This is a genomic window from Bacillus sp. AFS031507 (assembly GCF_002584635.1).
Taxonomy (GTDB): Bacteria; Bacillota; Bacilli; order Bacillales; family Cytobacillaceae; genus Neobacillus.
The window spans coordinates 1-18,463 of sequence record NZ_NUOW01000066.1 but is presented as its reverse complement, the minus strand read 5'-3'; the positions used below and the strand labels follow the sequence as shown (position 1 = coordinate 18,463).

Sequence of the window (18,463 nt, the reverse complement as noted above, 5' to 3'; positions counted from 1 at the left end):
AGGCGCTTCGCTTTCCGCGGGCGGTCCGGGGAGCCTCCTCGGCGCTAAGCGCCTGCGGGGTCTCCCCTGCCCCGTCCTCCCGCAGGAGTCTTCGCGCCTTCTGCTCCAATCAACATTGTTCCAAAATTAACTATAAGCTTTATAAAAACATTTTTATAAAACAAATGTTTCTTTCATTAGCAAGGTTTCCTGTAATCTTTTTTCGTTTATTTCAAATCCAATCCCAGGACTGGATGGGACTTTGACAAATCCGTTTTCAACGGTTACTTCAGGAGTTATAATATCTTCCTCCCAAAAGCGATTAGAAGCAGAGATATCTCCTGGGATCGAAAATCCTGGTAATGAGGCGAGTGCAATATTATGGGCGCGAGAAACCCCAAACTCGATCATACCCCCACACCAAACCGGTAAGCCCTTTTCGAAGCAATAGTCATGAATTCGTTTCGCTTCATACAAGCCCCCTACCCTGCCCACTTTAATATTAATTACCTGACAACTTCCGAACTCGATGGCTTTTCGAGCATCATCATAGCTGACAATGCTTTCGTCCAAACATATAGGTGTTTTAATTTCTTTTTGAAGCAAGGCATGTTCAAGAATATCATCATAGCCCAGCGGCTGCTCGATCATCAGCAAATTAAAGTCATCAAGTGCTTTTATTCGTTCGATATCCTTAATCGTATAGGCAGAATTCGCATCTGCCAAGATAGGCAGTTCAGGATAAAAACGGCGAATTTCAGAAAGAAAAGCATAATCCTGCTGTGGATTTATTTTAACTTTAATTCTTTGATAACCGTCCTCAAGATATTGCTCAATTTGCTGGAGTGCATTTTTAGTGGAATCTGTGGCCACTACAACCCCTGACACAATCAAAGACCGTGTTCCCCCAAGGAGTTTTGATAGTGGCAGCGAATGACTCTTCGCAAATAAATCCCATACAGCTGTTTCTAAGGCAGCCTTAGCCATATTGTTCCTTCTTACCGAGCTAAACAGCTGAGAGACCTCCTCAGGATGGTTTATGGGTGTTTTTTGAAGGAGTGGAATCAAAAAATCAGTTAACATATGTAAACTTGTTTTAACCGTTTCTTCTGTGTACCACGGAGTAGAAAAGGCAACGCCCTCTCCAAACCCTGATACACCATCGGAATTGGTTATCTTAATGATTATTCCCTCACGGTTCTTCACGGCTCCTAAATGGGTCAGAAACGGGTCATTTAATGGCATTTGAATGACATTTAACTCTACTGCTGCTATCTTCATTACCGGGTCTCCTCTTTCACCCACTCCCGGAGCTCTCGGCGGAGTATTTTTTTAGATGCGTTTCTAGGCAGTTCCTTAGTAAAATAAAATGCTTTAGGGACTTTATATTTGGCTAAACGCTCTTTACAAAATTGCTCAAGTGCTCCAACCGAAGGATTTGTTCCTTCTCTTTTTACAATATAAGCAATCGGCACTTGTCCCCACTCAGCATCCTCTAAACTTGTCACACCAGCCTCTGAAACATCCGGATGGGCTAACAAAACTGCCTCAATTTCTGCAGGGTAAATATTCTCTCCCCCTGAAATAATTAAGTCAGAACGCCGATCGAGTACATATAAGAAGCCTTCTTCATCTAAGTAGCCCACATCTCCCGTGTGGAACCAGCCATTAATAAACTTTTCTTCTGTTACTTCAGGAAGGAATAGATACCCTGGGGTAACATTGGGTCCTTTTATGACAATTTCACCTGGCATACCTGAGGGAGCCAGACCACCATCTTCTGCAACTATTTGAAGCTGCGAGGTGAACAATGGCTTTCCTGCCGAGCCTAGCTTCGTCAGACTATATTCTGGAGCAAGTGTCACGATTTGCGAGGAGGATTCGGTCATTCCATAGGTTTGGAAGACAGGAATTTCTTTTTCTATACACGCTTGGAGTAATGGTAATGGTGCAGGTCCTCCTCCCAGAAGCATACACCGAAAATGATTAGGCAGGCGCCTCTCTCGAAGATCATCAACTATTCGTCGCAGGGAAGTACCAACAACTGACATGATGGTCACTTTTTTATCATGAATATCATGAATGGTTTCTTCAACATCAAAGTGTTCGTGGAGAACGATCGGCATTCCATATATGACACTGCGCATTAAAATTGAAAAGCCGCTAATATGAAAAAGCGGAACATTACAAAGCCAGGAATCCCCTTCAATAAATCCTAAATTTAAGGCTGAACCAACGGAACTCCACCAGTGATTTCCATAGGTTTGGATTACCCCCTTGGGATTTCCAGTGGTTCCGGACGTATACATTATCGTACAAATTTCTGATAAGCTGATTTCTTCCTGAATAATGGGTGCGTTCTGACTGCCGAAAAATATCTCTGCCTTTGTCAGCGAACAAATTGATGGAATTTGACTATTTATGAACGTTTTTGTTTCAGAAAAAGTATCTTCAATTATTAAAGAGACGGCCTTTGCATCAATTAGCTGCCATACTAGTTCCGACGGAGAAAGGCGGTTGTTCAAAATTACAGCCCGAACCCCTAATAGTTGAAGGGCAAATAATATGACAACTGTATCTAGGTTGCTTTTTAATAAAACACCAACATATTGGCTTTTTCGCATTCCTAACCCTTGTAGCTGTCCTGCAACTTGATAAGAACGTTGGTAGAGTTCGCCAAAGGTTATGGTTTGTTCCTGAAAATACACCGCTGTTCGTTCAGGGGTTAGAAACGCTCTTTTCTTCAAAAAATTAGGCATCATTTCGCTTTGCATAATTGTCACCTTTCCTAATCTGCCTTGCTTTCTCCCAGATTTTCTATTAAAAACAGCCTGATGGAAACCATCAAGCTGCTGGTAAAACTATCAAGGAAAACGAGGGAATTTACCAAAATCAGGCTTACGCTTTTCTTTAAATGAATCACGGCCTTCTTTGGCTTCATCGGTTGTATAGTAAAGCAGGGTTGCGTCGCCAGCAAATTGTTGAAGACCAGCTAATCCGTCTGTATCAGCATTCATGGCTGCTTTCAAGAAACGAAGGGCAGTTGGACTTTTCTCAAGTATTTCACTACACCATTGAATCGTTTCTTCCTCTACTCTTTCAAGCGGAACAACCGTATTCACCAAGCCCATATCAAGTGCCTCTTGGGCATTGTATTGACGACATAGGAACCAGATTTCCCGAGCTTTTTTATGTCCAACAATTCTAGCTAGGTAGCCTGAGCCGTATCCAGCATCAAAGCTTCCAACATTCGGTCCAGTTTGTCCGAAAATAGCATTATCCGCTGCAATCGTTAAGTCACACACAATGTGCAGCACATGACCACCACCGATGGCATATCCTTTTACCATTGCGATAACAGGTTTTGGAATAACACGAATAAGGCGCTGAAGGTCAAGAACATTTAGACGAGGAATTTGATCCTCTCCAACATATCCCCCATGGCCACGAACTTTTTGGTCACCACCTGAACAAAATGCCTTATCTCCTGCTCCAGTTAAAATAATAACTCCTACGCTAGAATCATCTCGTGCGAAGGCAAAAGCATCAATTAATTCCGAAACAGTTCTCGGTGTAAATGCATTATGTACATGTGGACGATTAATGGTGATTTTCGCAATACCATTGTATGTTTCATATAGAATTTCCTCATATTTGCGTCCTGCAATCCATTCTACTGTCAAAATGAAATCCTCCCTTATTTATTCTTTTGACAAAAAGTCACTTACTATTGTACCAAACTTTTCTGGTTCTTCCACATGAATTGCATGCCCACTACCTTCAATAACCACCCAAGAGCTATTTTTTAGCTCTTTCATCATTTTATCCGCAATATCACAAAACTTTTTATCTTCTTCACCCGTTAACAGCATGACCTCGCAAGTTAGTTCGTTTAATTTCCCCCACCAGTTAGGCTGAGATCCGGTTCCCATCCCAAGCAGGCTGTTCGCGAGCCCAGTAGGCGAATTGTTTAAACGTTGTTCTCTTATGACCTGCTTTTGTGCTGAAGGCAATCGTTTCATCGTTTGAAAAAGGGGGATCCCTTCCCAATAATCTACAAACAAGCTTATCCCCTGTTCTTTAATAAATTTAGCAAGTTCCGCATCTTTCATACGGCGAAGTTGACTTTCATTTTCTGTTGCCAGACCTGGTGAGGCACTTTCAAGTATTAATTTACGGACCCGCTCAGGAAAAAGCAGGGCAAAAGTAAGGGCAAGTCTTCCACCCATTGAGTAACCAAGTAGATCTACTTGCTTAACATCTAAATGTTCAAGGATCGTTTTTAGATCATTCGCAACTGACTCTATTTGATATCGACTAAGTACATCGGGTGATGCCGTTTTTCCATGTCCAATGATGTCAGGATTAATTAGTTTCATTTGCTTCTCCCAAGCATCATAGAAAGGAGTCCATGTCGAGCTGTCCCCGGTAAATCCATGTAAAAGAACAAGCGGGATAGATCCTTCCCCGTACACTTCGACATGATATTGAATCCCGTCGCTAACAATCTTCATTTAATGTTCACCTTTGACAAAGTTCGATATTTCCCGGGAAACAAAGTTCCAAAATCCGCGGTGTTCATCACGGTTAACGTCTCTGTTTGTTCTAAGTTCATATACTTTTAACCCCGTTTGATTCGTAGCCTTCATCATTTCTGACCCTAAATGGTCCCAATCTTCAATCTTCGTAAATTCACCCTTAAACATCTTAACCGAATGCTCAAATTCTAGATCTAGTGGGGTTCCAAACAGCAGTTCAAAATTCTTAGGATGCTCCGATTGAGGAAGGAAGGAAAAAATTCCGCCTCCATTATTGTTAACCAGAAGAATATTAATATCAATATTGTACAACTTTGCTGCAATCAGACCATTTAAGTCGTGGAAAAAAGTTAAATCGCCAAGGACAAGGTATAAGGATTTTGAGTATAAAGCTGCACCTAAAGCAGTCGAAACAGTACCATCGATCCCATTGGCTCCCCTGTTCGCCATTACTTTGATGGCTTTATTATTGTTAATAAAAAAACTATCCAAGTCGCGAATTGGCATACTATTGCCAACAAAAAGGGTAGCACCCTCTGGTACCATATCGGCTAATTGATAAAATAGTTTGCCTTCACTTAATTCTGTTATATCTCTTAGAGCATTCATATTTTCTTTGGTTAACCCGTTTACCTTTTTCCATTTCTTTAAAAATTGGGATGAGGGGTTCTCCTTCGTATATGACAATAGCTTCTTGCAGAATACCGATTCAGCACAAAAGATCATACTGGTTGACAAGGATGAAGGATCACGCCAGCCTCCGCCGCCATCAATCACAAATTGTTCAGCATCTCCATTTTCTTTTAAGAAGATCGTTAATGCTTTTGATATTGGCATCGCACCAAATCGAATAACAACTTCTGGTTTAAGAAAGGTCCTTGCATCTTCATTCCTTAGGAAGGTATCATAAGTTTCAATGATATTTTTAAGGCTATGTTGCCCACTTCTTAATTGTGATAAGGGGTCTGCAATAATTGGAAAATTTAATTTCTCAGCTAATTGCGTAACCATGTTAGGAAATTCAGCATCTCCCATGTTTCCACAAATAATAACACCTTTATTTGTCTTATTAAGCCTTTCAGCTATTTCCTGAAAATGTTCATCTGAAAGGGTTAAGTCCCCGTTTTGAACTTTTATATACCCATTTGGTCGTTCATTAAGCTGGAAGAGCTCATCATCCATCTTTGGAATTAGCGGCTCTCTGAAAGGAAAATTCAAATGTACAGGACCAGAAGGGGCACTAGTGGCAATCGCAACTGCCCGGGCACAAACGGTCCTGGCATAGCGGATGATTTCATCACTTTTTTCAGGCAATGCCATTTCGGAGAACCATTTCACATGCTTCCCATATAAATGAATTTGGTCGATTGCCTGTGGGGCACCAACCTCTCTCAGTTCATGTGGTCGATCCGCTGTAAGTACAATCAATGGTACCCGAGCATAACGCGCTTCAACAATCGCAGGAAAATAGTTTGCTGCGGCTGTACCTGAAGTACAAAGTATGGCAACTGGCTTATTTAACGACTTTGCAATTCCCAACGCAAAGAAAGCCGCTGACCGTTCATCTACATGGATATGGACTTTCAGGTGAGGATGTTCTGCCATGATCATCGCCATTGGAGTTGACCTTGAACCAGGGCTAACAACTACATCCGTAACTCCCGAAAAAATAAGTTCAGCAACTACGGCGGCTATATAGGCTGTTAATGATTCTTGATGATTCATATTAATTTCCTCCAAGGGCTCTGAGCATTGGTTTAAATTTCAAGCTCGTCTCCAAATATTCACTTTCTGAGTCAGAATCTGCTACTACTCCACAACCTGCAAACAACGATACTTCATCCCCCTGGATCAGTCCAGATCGAATCGAAACAGCAAATTCGCCATTTTTTCTGTAGTCCACCCACCCTAAAGGAGCAGCATAGAATCCACGGTCCAGTTCCTCTACTTGTCTAATCTTTACAACTGCTTCATCCTTAGGCAGTCCGCCGAGTGCTGGTGTTGGGTGAAGTCGTTCGACTAATAACAACAAGGAAGCATCCTTATGGCATTTTCCGATAACAGGTGTATATAGGTGCTGAATATCCCGTATCTTCATCAACTGCGGCTTGTCAGGCAGGATAATTTCTTCACATGATTCTTCAAGTGCTGCTTTAATCATTTCAACAACGAAACCATGCTCAATCAGATTTTTTTGATCATTTAATAACATTTGACCTAATTTCAAATCTTCTTGTTCGGTTTTCCCCCGTGAAATAGAACCGGCAAGGCAGGTAGAATAAACCTCATTGCCATGTTTTTTCACTAATCTTTCTGGAGATGCCCCAATAAAACAATCACCATTCGATTCAAATGCGAAAATAAAGCTTTCATGCTGCTGCATATATAAATTATTCAATACATCCTCTGCCTCTACCTGATCGTCAAATACAAGCCGCAATTCTCGGGCGAGAACGACCTTCTTAAGCGGGCCTTCTGTTAATTCCTTCACAACTCCGTCAACAGTTTTTTTCCACTCCTCTGGTCCAATCTCTCGCGTTTCTAGAAGTGACGCTGTACTCATCCGTTCATTCTGATGGAGCGAATTTAATAGCTGATTTCTCTCTTTGCTCACTTTCTTAAATAAATAAGGATCCTCATGTGGAGTACAAACTGTATTCGTGGTTAAATACGTTTGACCGCGAATGATACTCAATAAAAATTTGGGTATGTGGAACAATGAATCAGCGTACTTGGACCATAGGTCTGTTTTATCCTTGTAGGGGTCAAAAGAGAAGCCGCCGAACATGACGGGTCCTACACCAACTTCTGTATATGGATTAAAAATGAGGCAGTCCTCTAAAAATTTTTCCCATTCCTTTTCAACATGAAAAAAGCGGTCAGAAGCCTGATCCGTCTGAATTTGTTTCGAAATCCCAAGCCCAATTAGCACCGTTTCGTCCGTTGGGTCCTTCCAGAAAAATCGTTCCCCGCGATAATGTTCTTTTCCTATATTAAAAAATGATAGTGGGTTAATCGTGTCCATTTTATGAACTTCACTAATTAAAATGGGCCGGCCAAGTTCTTTTGCCCTATTAACAGCCAAAAGACCTCGTTCCATTATTTCCAATTCTTGAATGGTAACCAAACAAATCCCTCCAAAACAGCCGAAATGACTGTTATCCATTCATATTAATGCAAATTTTAACATACTACTCTCATTGTAAAGAAGTCAGTAATACTTGTCACTAGCAAACCTTCATCATTCCGTATTATATCTTAAGTTTTCATCTTACTGTTAAAATAAGTATTCTCATTTAATTAGTTTCATTTTCCCACCAACCATCCAATAATAATCAAACAGGTATAATCTTCCAAATTTGATAAGAAAAATTAATTGACACTATTCCTTGAATTTCATACACTTAGTTTTGGGCAAAGCCCATCAAATAATCGATTCTAAACCTTTAAATAGAGAGAAAAAAACTAAAAAGGGAGAGATACTATGCAACCAAATATACAGCAAAGCTCGAATCCTGTAGTTGAATCAAACCGCGGCTTTCAAATTTGGTGGCAAATGACCCGCCCACATACATTAACCGCTGCATTCGTACCAGTTCTGCTTGGTACGGCATTAGCCCTTAAGTATGGGAAAATTCATTTTGGTCTATTTTTTGCCATGCTTTTAGCGAGTTTATTGATTCAAGCTGCAACCAATATGTTTAATGAATATTTCGATTTCAAACGCGGTCTGGATACTGCCCAATCCGTTGGGATTGGCGGTACGATTGTTCGTGACGGAATCAAACCCAAAACAGTCCTAAATCTTGCGTTTGGCTTTTATGGAATTGCCCTATTATTAGGGATCTATATTTGCGCAAATAGCAGCTGGTGGTTAGCTGTTGTAGGTCTAATTTGTATGGCTGTGGGATATTTTTATACTGGAGGTCCTTTCCCGATCGCCTATACACCATTTGGTGAAATTCTTTCAGGTTTCTTTATGGGGATGCTGATTATTTTAATCGCCTTCTTTATTCAAACGGGAACAGTCAGCAGCACAAGTATTCTCGTTTCAGTTCCAAGTATGATATTGGTTGGTATGATTATGTTATCGAATAACATCCGTGATTTGGATGGCGACAAAGAAAACGGCCGTAAAACAGTTGCTATTCTATTAGGTAAGAAAGGTGCTATTTACTTATTAACAGGGATGTTCACTTTTTCATTTCTTTGGGTTTTGGGACTCATCATTATTGGTGTTTTACCAATTTGGACAGCACTTGTAATTCTTAGCGCCCCAAAGGCTATTAAAGCAACCAAAGGATTTATTGAAAATACCCTGCCGATTCAAATGGCACCAGCGATGAAAGCAACAGCCCAAACCAATACGATATTTGGGTTTTTATTAGCAATCGGAATTTTCGCTGGGCATTACTTATAAAAAAAACTTCTGCNNTCCGCCCTACGATAAGTCAACATCGAATCACCTTCGGCTCTTCGTGTTTCCTTTATCTCAGTTGGAGCGCTCCAGGCCATACGCCGCTGAACAGGGCGCTTGCGCTTTTCTTATTGTAGAGGCTTAATTCCCCATATATCGTCTGCGTATTCCTGAATCGTACGATCACTTGAAAAATAACCAGCCTGGGCGATATTATTTAGACTCATTTGCTGCCAACGTAATCGGTCAATAAACGCTTCTCCAATGGAACCTTGTGTTTCTGCATAGGAAGCAAAATCCTTTAAAACAAAATATTGATCATTTTCCTGAAGGAGTGAATCGAATATTGGTTCAAATTCATTATAAACACCAGGGAAAAAGCCATTTACAAGCTGGTCAACGGCTTGACGAATTCGATAATCGTGATGGTAATATTCATCGGATTGATATCCGCCATGTTGATAGTAGTGAAGAACTTCATCTGCAGTTAGTCCAAACGTGAATATATTGGAATTACCGACTAATTCACGAATTTCTATATTTGCCCCATCCAAGGTCCCCACCGTCAATGCCCCATTGATCATAAACTTCATATTACCTGTTCCAGAAGCTTCCTTACTAGCCGTGGAGATTTGTTCACTGACATCTGCTGCAGGAAAGATCTTCTCCGCAAGAGAAACACGATAATTTTCAAGAAAAATCACTTTAATTTTGTCATTGATAAATGGGTCATTGTTAACTTTTTCAGCAACTGTATTTATTAACTTAATGATTTTCTTCGCATAATAATATCCTGGAGATGCTTTCGCTCCAAAAATAAACACCCTTGGAACAACCTTGAAGCTTGAATCTTCTTTGATCCGATTATAGAGATGCATAATATGTAAGACATTTAAAAGCTGCCGCTTATAAGCATGGAGCCGCTTCACTTGTACATCAAAGATTGAACCAGTATCAACGGCAGTTCCCGTCTTATCGAAAATAATCTTGGCAAGTGTTTGTTTGTTTTCATTCTTTATTTTTAACAATTGCTCTAAAAACGAAGTGTCATTTTGATAATTAAGTAATTGGGAAAGCTCCGTAGCTTTATATGTCCATGCAGACCCAATCGTATCTGTAATCAATGAAGATAGTTTTGGGTTCGCTTTTAACAGCCAGCGGCGGTAGGCAATTCCGTTCGTTTTATTGTTAAATTTATCAGGAAACAATTGATAAAATTGATTCATCTCGCGTTTCTTTAATATTTCAGTATGCAGTTTCGCCACACCATTCACACTAAAGCTTCCGACGATAGCCAAATGAGCCATTTTTACATAATTATCGGCAAGGATGGCTAGTCCCTTAATCCGCTCCCAATCACCTGGTGTTTGCTCCCAAAGTTCATGGCAAAATCGTTCATTGATTTCTTCTACAATCATAAATATTCTTGGAAGCAACGGTTGAAAAATATGTATTGGCCATTTCTCTAACGCTTCTGACAAGGTGGTATGATTGGTGTAAGAAATAGTATGTTTTGTAATGTGCCATGCCTGCTCCCAATCAAATCCTTCGTCATCAATTAGGATTCTCATTAACTCGGGAATGGCCAGGACAGGGTGTGTATCATTAATGTGAATACAGATATGTTCATGGAGTTGTTTTAAGCTGCTGTGTTGTTTCCGATAGGTCTTTAAAATAGATTGTATACTAGCGGATACCAAAAAGTATTGCTGTTTCAATCTTAATACCTTTCCTTCATCATGGGTATCATCAGGATATAAAAACTCAGAAATCATTTCCGTTTCGCGTTTATATTTTAAAATATCCTCGTGTAAGGGAAATTGGGAAGGCTCTGCATTCCAAAGTCTTAGTGTATTGATGGTTTTTGACTGATAGCCGATGACCGGCATGTCGTGAGGTACTGCAGTGACCGTTTCAGCATGTAGGTGATGAAACACAAGTCGGCCATTTTCCATCTTTGTTTCCACCTTACCCCAAAATGGGATTTTGATGGAACTATCGGTTTTACGGATTTCCCAAACATTTCCGTTCCTTAGCCATTGTTCCGGCAATTCTACTTGATAGCCATCAACAATTTTTTGTTCAAATAAGCCATGTTTGTAACGAATGCCATGACCATGACCCGGCAGATTAAGTGATGCAAGTGAGTCTAGAAAACAGGCAGCTAATCTTCCTAAGCCGCCGTTTCCTAAGCCTGCATCTGCCTCATATTCCTCTAATTCACCTAGATCGATTCCTAATTCCTCTAGGCCTGCTTGCACCGTCTCTTCCACACCAAGGTTAATTAGATTTTGTCTTAGTAATTTCCCCAAAAGATATTCAATAGAGAGGTAATAAACCTGCTTTCCCTTTGCCGCCAAATGGAGCTCGTTTGTAGTAATCCAATCATTACTTACAAATTCGCTAATCATTGTTCCAAGGGTTTGATAGTGATCCCTGGCTGAGCTTTCAGGGAAACTCTTCCCACATACCATCTCAATCCTTTTTAGAAAAGTTTCCTTAAACTCGACCGTATTAGAAAACATGTGTTTCACTCCTTGCAACGATCTCTGCATATAACTGGTTATAGCTATATGCTGACTGTGCCCAGCTATAATCCATTTCCATTGCTTGTTTTACAATCGATTTCCACGATTTTGAATCGTGATAAACGCCTAGTGCTCTTTTAATTGTATAGAGCATATCATGGGCATTAAAATTTGAAAAAGAAAATCCATTTCCTTTTCCAGTAAATTCGTTCCAAGGTTTTATTGTATCATTTAAGCCGCCAGTTTCCCTAACGATCGGGATCGCACCATATTTCATTGCAATCAACTGTCCAAGCCCGCATGGTTCGAATTGGGATGGCATCAAAAATAAATCTGCAGCGGCATAAAGTTTATGGGCAAGCCCTTCATTAAAACCGGTATGAACCCTTAATTTTTCAGGATAAATACGTGCGGCCTGTCTTAAATGTTCTTCGTATTCATAATCACCTGTTCCAAGGATAATGACCTGCAGATCCTCCTGCAAAATTTCACGAAGGACATATTTAACTAAATCAAGTCCTTTTTGCCTTGTCAGTCTTGTAATCATGACTAATAAAGGTGTAAGCTCAGATTGTGGTAATCCAAAATGTTTTTGAATCTCACTTTTGTTGATTGATTTTTTTTGATGATTATCAGCCGTATATGTTTGATATATTAATGGATCGGAAACAGGATTATAGAAATCTTCATCAATCCCATTTAAAATCCCAATTAAGTCATCATTTCTTTCTCTTAAGAGACCGTCTAACTTTTCACCAAATACAGGTGTTTGAATTTCTTCTTTATAGGTTGGGCTAACTGTCGTAATTTTGTCTGCAGATACAAGAGCACCCTTCATATAATTGATATTTCCGAAAAACTCTAAGTGACCAGTGTGAAAGGAATTGTAATCCATTCCTAACAAGTCTCCCAACACCTCTTTTGGAAAGATCCCTTGGAATTGAAGATTATGAATCGTAAAAACAGTACGCATTAAGCCGTAACCTTTTCTTTTATAATATTCAGTTCGTAACAGAAAAGGAATCATCGCCGTGTGCCAGTCATGGCAATGTAACACATCTGGAAAAAAGTTTAGCTGGGCAAGTGTCTCTAAGACAGCCCTATTAAAATAAGCAAATCTTTCCCCATCATCAAAATATCCATATAAATTTTCTCGTTTAAAGTAGTATTCATTATCTACGAAATAAAATGTAACTCCCTGGTGTGTGAGCTCCTCAATTCCGCAATACTGATTTCTCCAGCCAACAGAAACAGTAAATTCTTTAACCTTTTTCATCTCACTCTTAAATTCTTCTGAAATTGTTCCGTATTTAGGTAGAATAACTCTGACATCAGTTCCCAAACTCTTTAATTCTTTTGGAAGGGAACCAGCAACATCGGCAAGTCCACCCGATTTTGCAAATGGTCCACATTCCGAAACGGCAAATAGTACTTTCACGAGTTCATCAACGCTCCTTGTTTTGTCCCTTTACGAACCACAAATGGTGACCCCGCTGTTCCAGTTAATTTAGTTCCTGCTTCAACTTTCACATCTTTATCTAAAATAACGGAATCTAGATAACAATTATCTTCGATCTGGCACTTTTGCATAATGATACAGTTCTTAATAACTGCACCTTTTCCAATCTTTACACCTCGGGATATAATACTATTTTCTACTGAACCGCTAATTAAACATCCATTGGCAATCATTGCATTTTTTACAACAGACCCTTTATTATATTTCGTTGGCGGCTCATCCTTTACCTTTGTGAAAATCGGCTGTTCTTTAATAAAAAGTTTTTTCCAGACATCCGACTGTAGCAAATTCATACTAGTAGAAAAATAGTTTTCGATCGAATCTATCATCACGGAATAACCGTCATATTCATAGTTACAAATCGAGTAAAGATTTTCAATATCATTTACAACATCCTTCATACAGGTATACCCTGTTTCATTACGCGTTTCAATCAGCTTAATAAGTAGGGATGTTTTGATTAAGTACATCTCCATCGAAGCTCCATCCTTTTGATGGATTTCGGTAATGTCACATCTTGAATTGATATGCCAATCTAAGATTGGTCTAAAGTTCATATTAAAAACCGTATAGCAATTGGAAATAATCGAATACTCTTGCGTGCTGCGATAAAAGAAGTCTAAATTTGCTGCAAAATTCTCAAAAGAACCAATTGTATTTCCATCGTAATCAACTATTGGAGATGGGAAAAAGAAAAGGCCATCCCGTTTTCGATCCAAATCCCAGTTTTTCCCTGAACCTAGATGATCCATCAGTGAACGGTACTGCATTTTTGGAAATATTGCCACACTTCGAATACCTGAATTCACCATATTCGATAGCACAAAATCAATAATACGATATCTTCCTGCAAAAGGCAGGGCAGCAAGTGAGCGATGTGTTAATAAATCTTCCAAATCTTCATGGTATGTTGTGGCATCAATGACTCCTAGTAGCTTTTTTTTCAATCCAAGTCCCTCCTGTATTATATTAAAAAGCAGGGTATAACCCGCTTAACATTTCATTAGTAACTAGAATAATCTCTTCATCGAACGAGCGGATAACTGTCCCGTCAGGAACATTCACTTCAGAAGGTACTATGGCCCTTTCAATCAAACAATTATTACCAATGATCGCATCCGGCATTATGACCGACTCTAAAATAGTTGATCCTTTTCCAACAGTAACCCCTTGAAAAAGAACTGATTTCTCTACTTCCCCTTCTATTGTACATCCCTCATTAATAAGTGACTCTTTAACCACCGCACTCGGAGAAATATATTGTGGCGGCTGATTCGGGTTAACTGAATAAATCCTCCATCCGTGATCAAACAAATCTAAGTCACATTCTTCTCTTAGTAGATCCATATTAGCTTCCCAGAGGCTTTGGACCGTACCCACGTCTTTCCAATAGCCTTTAAATGGATAAGCAAACAATTTTTTATTTTCCTCTAAAAGCATCGGAATCACATCTTTACCAAAATCATGACTCGATTCAGGAACACGGTCATCCATTTCTAAATATTCTTTAAGTATATTCCAGTTAAAAATATAAATGCCCATCGAAGCAAGATTATTTTTTGGATTCGCTGGTTTTTCGTCAAAATCGACAATTCTTAGTTCTTCGTCTGTATCCATGATCCCAAAACGACTGGCTTCATTCCAAGGAACTTCAATTAAAGAAATAGTTACGTCTGCCCTTTTTTCAATATGATATTCAAGCATACTCTCATAGTTCATTTTGTAAATATGGTCACCTGATAGGATTAGCACATATTCAGGCTGGTATTGTTTAAGGTAATTAAGGTTTTGATAAATCGCACTTGCAGTGCCTGTGTACCATTTTACTTCGGAAGATTCAGCATACGGTGGTAATACAGTTACCCCGCCATCCTTTCGGTCAAGATCCCATGCGCTTCCAATCCCAATATAGGAATTTAATAACAATGGTTGGTATTGTGTTAATACCCCAACCGTATCGATGCCAGAATTGGCGCAATTGCTCAATGCAAAATCAATAATTCGATATTTACCTCCAAAAGGAACAGCTGGTTTCGCAAGATCCTTTGTCAGCGAATTAAGCCTACTTCCTTTCCCTCCTGCTAATAACATGGCTACGCACTTCTTCTTTGCCATTTCCTTTTCGCTCCTTCCTCTTTTTAACTGGTCTGATGATTTGAAATCCAAATGGGGGAATTGCTAGATTTAATGAAAATGGCTGGCCATGGAATGGTTCTTCTTCTGCTATGATAGTCTTTTTATTAACCAATCCAGCTCCACCGTATTCTATATAATCACTATTGAAAATTTCTCGATACTCACCGGATTTAGGAACACCAATTTTATACATTGGGTAATTGACACCAGTAAAATTGCAAATAACCACTAATGTTTCTTCAGACTTTTTCCCTTTTCTCATAAAAGAGAAAACAGATTGGTGGCTATTATTGGCATCTATCCATTCGAATCCGTCCTGTAAATGATCGAGTTCATAAAGTGCCTTTGAACGTTTATAGAATTTAGTTAAAAACTTTACGTAGGCATTTAATTTTTGATGCATCTCATAGTCCATTAAGTTCCAATCGAGCTGTTCTTTATCTTTCCATTCAGAAAACTGGCCCAGTTCAAAACCCATAAATAAAAGTTTTTTTCCAGGATGAGCAAACATATACCCTAGCAAGAGTCTAAGTTGTGCAAATTTCTCCCAATAATCGCCTGGCATCTTATCGAGCAGTGATTTTTTTCCATGTACCACTTCATCGTGAGAAAATGGCAGCATAAAGTTTTCTAAAAAGGCATATAAAAATGAAAACGTTACATTAGAATGAACATGTGAGCGCGAGTAAGGTGGAGTTTCCATATATTCAAGCATGTCATTCATCCAGCCCATATTCCATTTATAATCAAAGCCAAGCCCACCGTATGTAACTGGTGTTGTGACATTAGGAAATTCTGTTGAATCTTCACCAATCATTAAAAAGTATGGTTCATACTCATGAACATGTTGGTTTAATTTTTTCAAAAAGTTAATTCCAAATGGGTTTTCACGCATCTCATTTGAGCCATTCGGCCAGTAAATGATATTAGCTACTGCGTCCATTCGGAAACCATCAATATGGAAATAGTCAATCCAAAACTGGGCATTTGAGATTAGAAAACTTTGTACCTCTCCTTTTCCAAGGTCAAAGTTGGCAGTTCCCCAAACAGCATTCTCTCTGTCGCTAGCTGTGCTATAGGAATAAATGTGAGTCCCATCAAAACGGTAAAGGCCATGAGCGTCCTTGCAAAAATGACCAGGCACCCAATCAAGAATAACCCCAATACCATGTTGATGAATCAGATCAACAAATTCTCTAAATTCATCTGGTGTCCCATACCTGGATGTAACAGAAAAGTACCCTGTTCCTTGATAACCCCATGAGGCATCGAGAGGGTGTTCGACTAGAGGTAATAACTCTATATGTGTAAATCCGTGCTCAATTACATATGGAATAAGTTCCAATGCCAATTCTTTATAACTTAGATATTCGCCGTCTTCCTTCTTTTTCCATGAACCCAAATGCACTTCGTAAATTACCACTGGCTCAGATAGAAGGTTCTTTTTTCCTCTTCGATTCATCCAATGATTGTCTTGCCACTCATAATGGTCTAACGAATAAACAATAGAAGCTGTATTCGGTCTTATTTCAGAATAAAAAGCAAATGGATCTGATTTTAGCAGCCTCTCACCTGAATGTGTGATAATTTCATACTTATAAAGCTTCCCTGTTAGATCCCTATTAACAATCAGAATCCAAACTCCCTCATCATTAACCTTTTGCAATTCATACCCTTCACCATTCCAGTTATTAAAATCCCCCGCAAGATTAACCTGCATTGCATTAGGGGCCCATACGCAAAATCGTGTATAAACCTTATCGGAATTCTTAAAGATATGAGCGCCAAAAAGCTGATGACTTTGGAAAAAATTTCCCTCGTGAAATAAATGTAACTGATAGTCAGTCGGAAAAAACGTATTCACTGTCATGGCTCTCCTCATTCCCAATGAAAATAAGTATTTCAAAGACCAATTATAATGGCTATTAATCAATATTCCTCATAAAACTTTTTTATCTTTTCTGACAATAATTGAGGCGTTATGCCATAAAAACCTATGGTGCGACAAATTTCGACACTATACACCAATTTTTCTATCAGTAATCGCCAAAAATATATAAATTTTTTTTAGTTTTTTTATGATTTTCATTCAAAAAATGTTATTTTAATGATAGATCAAATATAGGGGGAATTGTCGCGGATGTAAGCGTTATCAGGGCTTTCACTAAGGAGAGGAGGATACTAAAAGTTATATCAATATAACTTTCCTTGTATAAAAGGCGTCCTCTTATGGTTCTAAGAATTTGGACATTCAAGCGGATTTATAGGTTTAGACATCTCATGGAAAAAGCGGAGAGTTTCTGTAAAATCGAGCCAAAGGGACTTATTGGCATCATTAGTTCGATAAAAAGTCTTTAAATTGTATCCTATAGCTCTTTGAAATCATAAACGTATTCTATAGCTTTCTTTAATAGATCAACAAAAAAACTGATAACATGTTGTTATCAGTTTTTTTGTATGACCCCTACGGGACTCGAACCCGTGTTACCTCCGTGAAAGGGAGGTGTCTTAACCGCTTGACCAAGGGGCCTTAATATATGGCGGAGAAGGAGGGATTTGAACCCTCGCGCCGGTCACCCGACCTACACCCTTAGCAGGGGCGCCTCTTCAGCCACTTGAGTACTTCCCCGTTTGGCTCCGCAGGTAGGACTCGAACCTACGACCGATCGGTTAACAGCCGATAGCTCTACCACTGAGCTACTGCGGAACAATTAAAGTTGCTGCTGTGAAAAGATATATGGTGGGCCTAAATGGACTCGAACCATCGACCTCACGCTTATCAGGCGTGCGCTCTAACCAGCTGAGCTATAGGCCCATAAATTGGAGCGGGTGAAGAGAATCGAACTCTCATCATCAGCTTGGAAGGCTGAGGTTTTACCACTAAACTACACCCGCATATAATATATTTATTATGGGGCGACTGATGGGAATCGAACCCACGAATGCCTGAACCACAATCAGGTGCGTTAACCACTTCGCCACAATCGCCACAATAAAAATTCTATTTAATTAAATGGTGGCTCAGGACGGAATCGAACCGCCGACACAAGGATTTTCAGTCCTTTGCTCTACCGACTGAGCTACTGAGCCAAAAATAAGGATGGTACCCTAATCTTATATTACTGTAAGTCCTTTGCTCAAAAGAACTTTCGTTCTTTCTCGCAGATTGCCATAGAAGCTTTTGCAGTGATGTGAGCAATCTGCTCTACCGACTGAGCTACTGAGCCATATTACTTTGCCAAATGAAAATGGCGGTCTGGACGGGACTCGAACCCGCGACCTCCTGCGTGACAGGCAGGCATTCTAACCAACTGAACTACCAGACCAATTGCGGGGACAGGATTTG

General features: G+C 39.6%; 12 protein-coding genes and 8 tRNA genes. 1 reads left to right on the top strand and 19 read right to left on the bottom strand.

What is annotated here, in order from left to right; translation table 11 throughout:
* Positions 1–153: 153 nt before the first annotated feature.
* From menC to COE25_RS28865, 6 genes are all read right to left on the bottom strand, one after another.
* Positions 154–1,260, bottom strand: coding sequence for an o-succinylbenzoate synthase (gene menC / locus COE25_RS28890; protein WP_098935103.1), 1,107 nt, complete (start codon positions 1,258–1,260; stop codon positions 154–156).
* Positions 1,260–2,753, bottom strand: coding sequence for an o-succinylbenzoate--CoA ligase (locus tag COE25_RS28885; protein ID WP_098935102.1), 1,494 nt, complete (start codon positions 2,751–2,753; stop codon positions 1,260–1,262). Before COE25_RS28885 ends, menC begins: the two co-directional genes overlap by 1 nt.
* Before the next feature lie 90 nt (positions 2,754–2,843).
* The gene (menB, locus tag COE25_RS28880; protein WP_088089340.1) at positions 2,844–3,662 is read right to left on the bottom strand and encodes a 1,4-dihydroxy-2-naphthoyl-CoA synthase; all 819 of its coding nucleotides are present in this window, start codon (positions 3,660–3,662) and stop codon (positions 2,844–2,846) included.
* Positions 3,663–3,680: 18 nt separating this feature from the next.
* Positions 3,681–4,493 carry a 2-succinyl-6-hydroxy-2,4-cyclohexadiene-1-carboxylate synthase gene (gene menH / locus COE25_RS28875; protein ID WP_098935101.1) on the bottom strand — a complete coding sequence of 271 codons (813 nt, stop codon included), beginning with the start codon at positions 4,491–4,493 and terminating at the stop codon, positions 3,681–3,683.
* Entirely contained in the window at positions 4,494–6,242 is a 1,749-nt protein-coding gene (gene menD / locus COE25_RS28870; RefSeq protein ID WP_098935100.1) for a 2-succinyl-5-enolpyruvyl-6-hydroxy-3-cyclohexene-1-carboxylic-acid synthase, read from the bottom strand. It lies immediately after the preceding gene.
* A gap of 1 nt (position 6,243) precedes the next feature.
* Entirely contained in the window at positions 6,244–7,644 is a 1,401-nt protein-coding gene (locus tag COE25_RS28865; RefSeq protein WP_098935099.1) for an isochorismate synthase, read from the bottom strand.
* A gap of 357 nt (positions 7,645–8,001) precedes the next feature.
* Between COE25_RS28865 and COE25_RS28860 the strand changes: the two genes are divergently transcribed.
* Positions 8,002–8,937: a 1,4-dihydroxy-2-naphthoate polyprenyltransferase gene (locus tag COE25_RS28860; RefSeq protein ID WP_098935098.1), complete on the top strand. Its 936-nt coding sequence runs from the start codon at positions 8,002–8,004 to the stop codon at positions 8,935–8,937.
* A gap of 125 nt (positions 8,938–9,062) precedes the next feature.
* On the opposite strand, the gene COE25_RS28855 is transcribed toward COE25_RS28860, so the two are convergent.
* The 13 genes from COE25_RS28855 to COE25_RS28795 all read right to left on the bottom strand — a co-directional run bounded on the left by COE25_RS28855 (position 9,063) and on the right by COE25_RS28795 (position 18,443).
* A complete protein-coding gene (locus COE25_RS28855) occupies positions 9,063–11,459 on the bottom strand; it encodes a glycogen/starch/alpha-glucan phosphorylase (protein ID WP_098935097.1) in 2,397 nt (798 codons plus the stop codon).
* Positions 11,449–12,900, bottom strand: coding sequence for a glycogen synthase GlgA (glgA, locus tag COE25_RS28850; protein WP_098935096.1), 1,452 nt, complete (start codon positions 12,898–12,900; stop codon positions 11,449–11,451). Before glgA ends, COE25_RS28855 begins: the two co-directional genes overlap by 11 nt.
* A complete protein-coding gene (locus COE25_RS28845) occupies positions 12,897–13,928 on the bottom strand; it encodes a GlgC family sugar phosphate nucleotidyltransferase (protein WP_098935095.1) in 1,032 nt (343 codons plus the stop codon). Before COE25_RS28845 ends, glgA begins: the two co-directional genes overlap by 4 nt.
* A 22-nt stretch (positions 13,929–13,950) precedes the next feature.
* A complete protein-coding gene (locus COE25_RS28840) occupies positions 13,951–15,096 on the bottom strand; it encodes a glucose-1-phosphate adenylyltransferase (RefSeq protein WP_088089348.1) in 1,146 nt (381 codons plus the stop codon).
* Positions 15,044–16,987 carry a 1,4-alpha-glucan branching protein GlgB gene (glgB, locus tag COE25_RS28835; protein WP_098935094.1) on the bottom strand — a complete coding sequence of 648 codons (1,944 nt, stop codon included), beginning with the start codon at positions 16,985–16,987 and terminating at the stop codon, positions 15,044–15,046. Before glgB ends, COE25_RS28840 begins: the two co-directional genes overlap by 53 nt.
* A gap of 588 nt (positions 16,988–17,575) precedes the next feature.
* Positions 17,576–17,647 (bottom strand) — tRNA-Glu (locus COE25_RS28830).
* A gap of 8 nt (positions 17,648–17,655) precedes the next feature.
* Positions 17,656–17,746: transfer RNA gene (locus tag COE25_RS28825), tRNA-Ser, on the bottom strand.
* Positions 17,747–17,749: 3 nt separating this feature from the next.
* Positions 17,750–17,824 (bottom strand) — tRNA-Asn (locus tag COE25_RS28820).
* A 31-nt stretch (positions 17,825–17,855) separates the two neighbouring features.
* Positions 17,856–17,932, bottom strand: a tRNA-Ile gene (locus tag COE25_RS28815).
* Between the two features lie 6 nt (positions 17,933–17,938).
* Positions 17,939–18,012 (bottom strand) — tRNA-Gly (locus COE25_RS28810).
* Between the two features lie 17 nt (positions 18,013–18,029).
* Positions 18,030–18,105 (bottom strand) — tRNA-His (locus COE25_RS28805).
* A gap of 26 nt (positions 18,106–18,131) precedes the next feature.
* Positions 18,132–18,207 (bottom strand) — tRNA-Phe (locus COE25_RS28800).
* A 159-nt stretch (positions 18,208–18,366) separates the two neighbouring features.
* Positions 18,367–18,443, bottom strand: a tRNA-Asp gene (locus COE25_RS28795).
* Between the last annotated feature and the right edge of the window lie 20 nt (positions 18,444–18,463).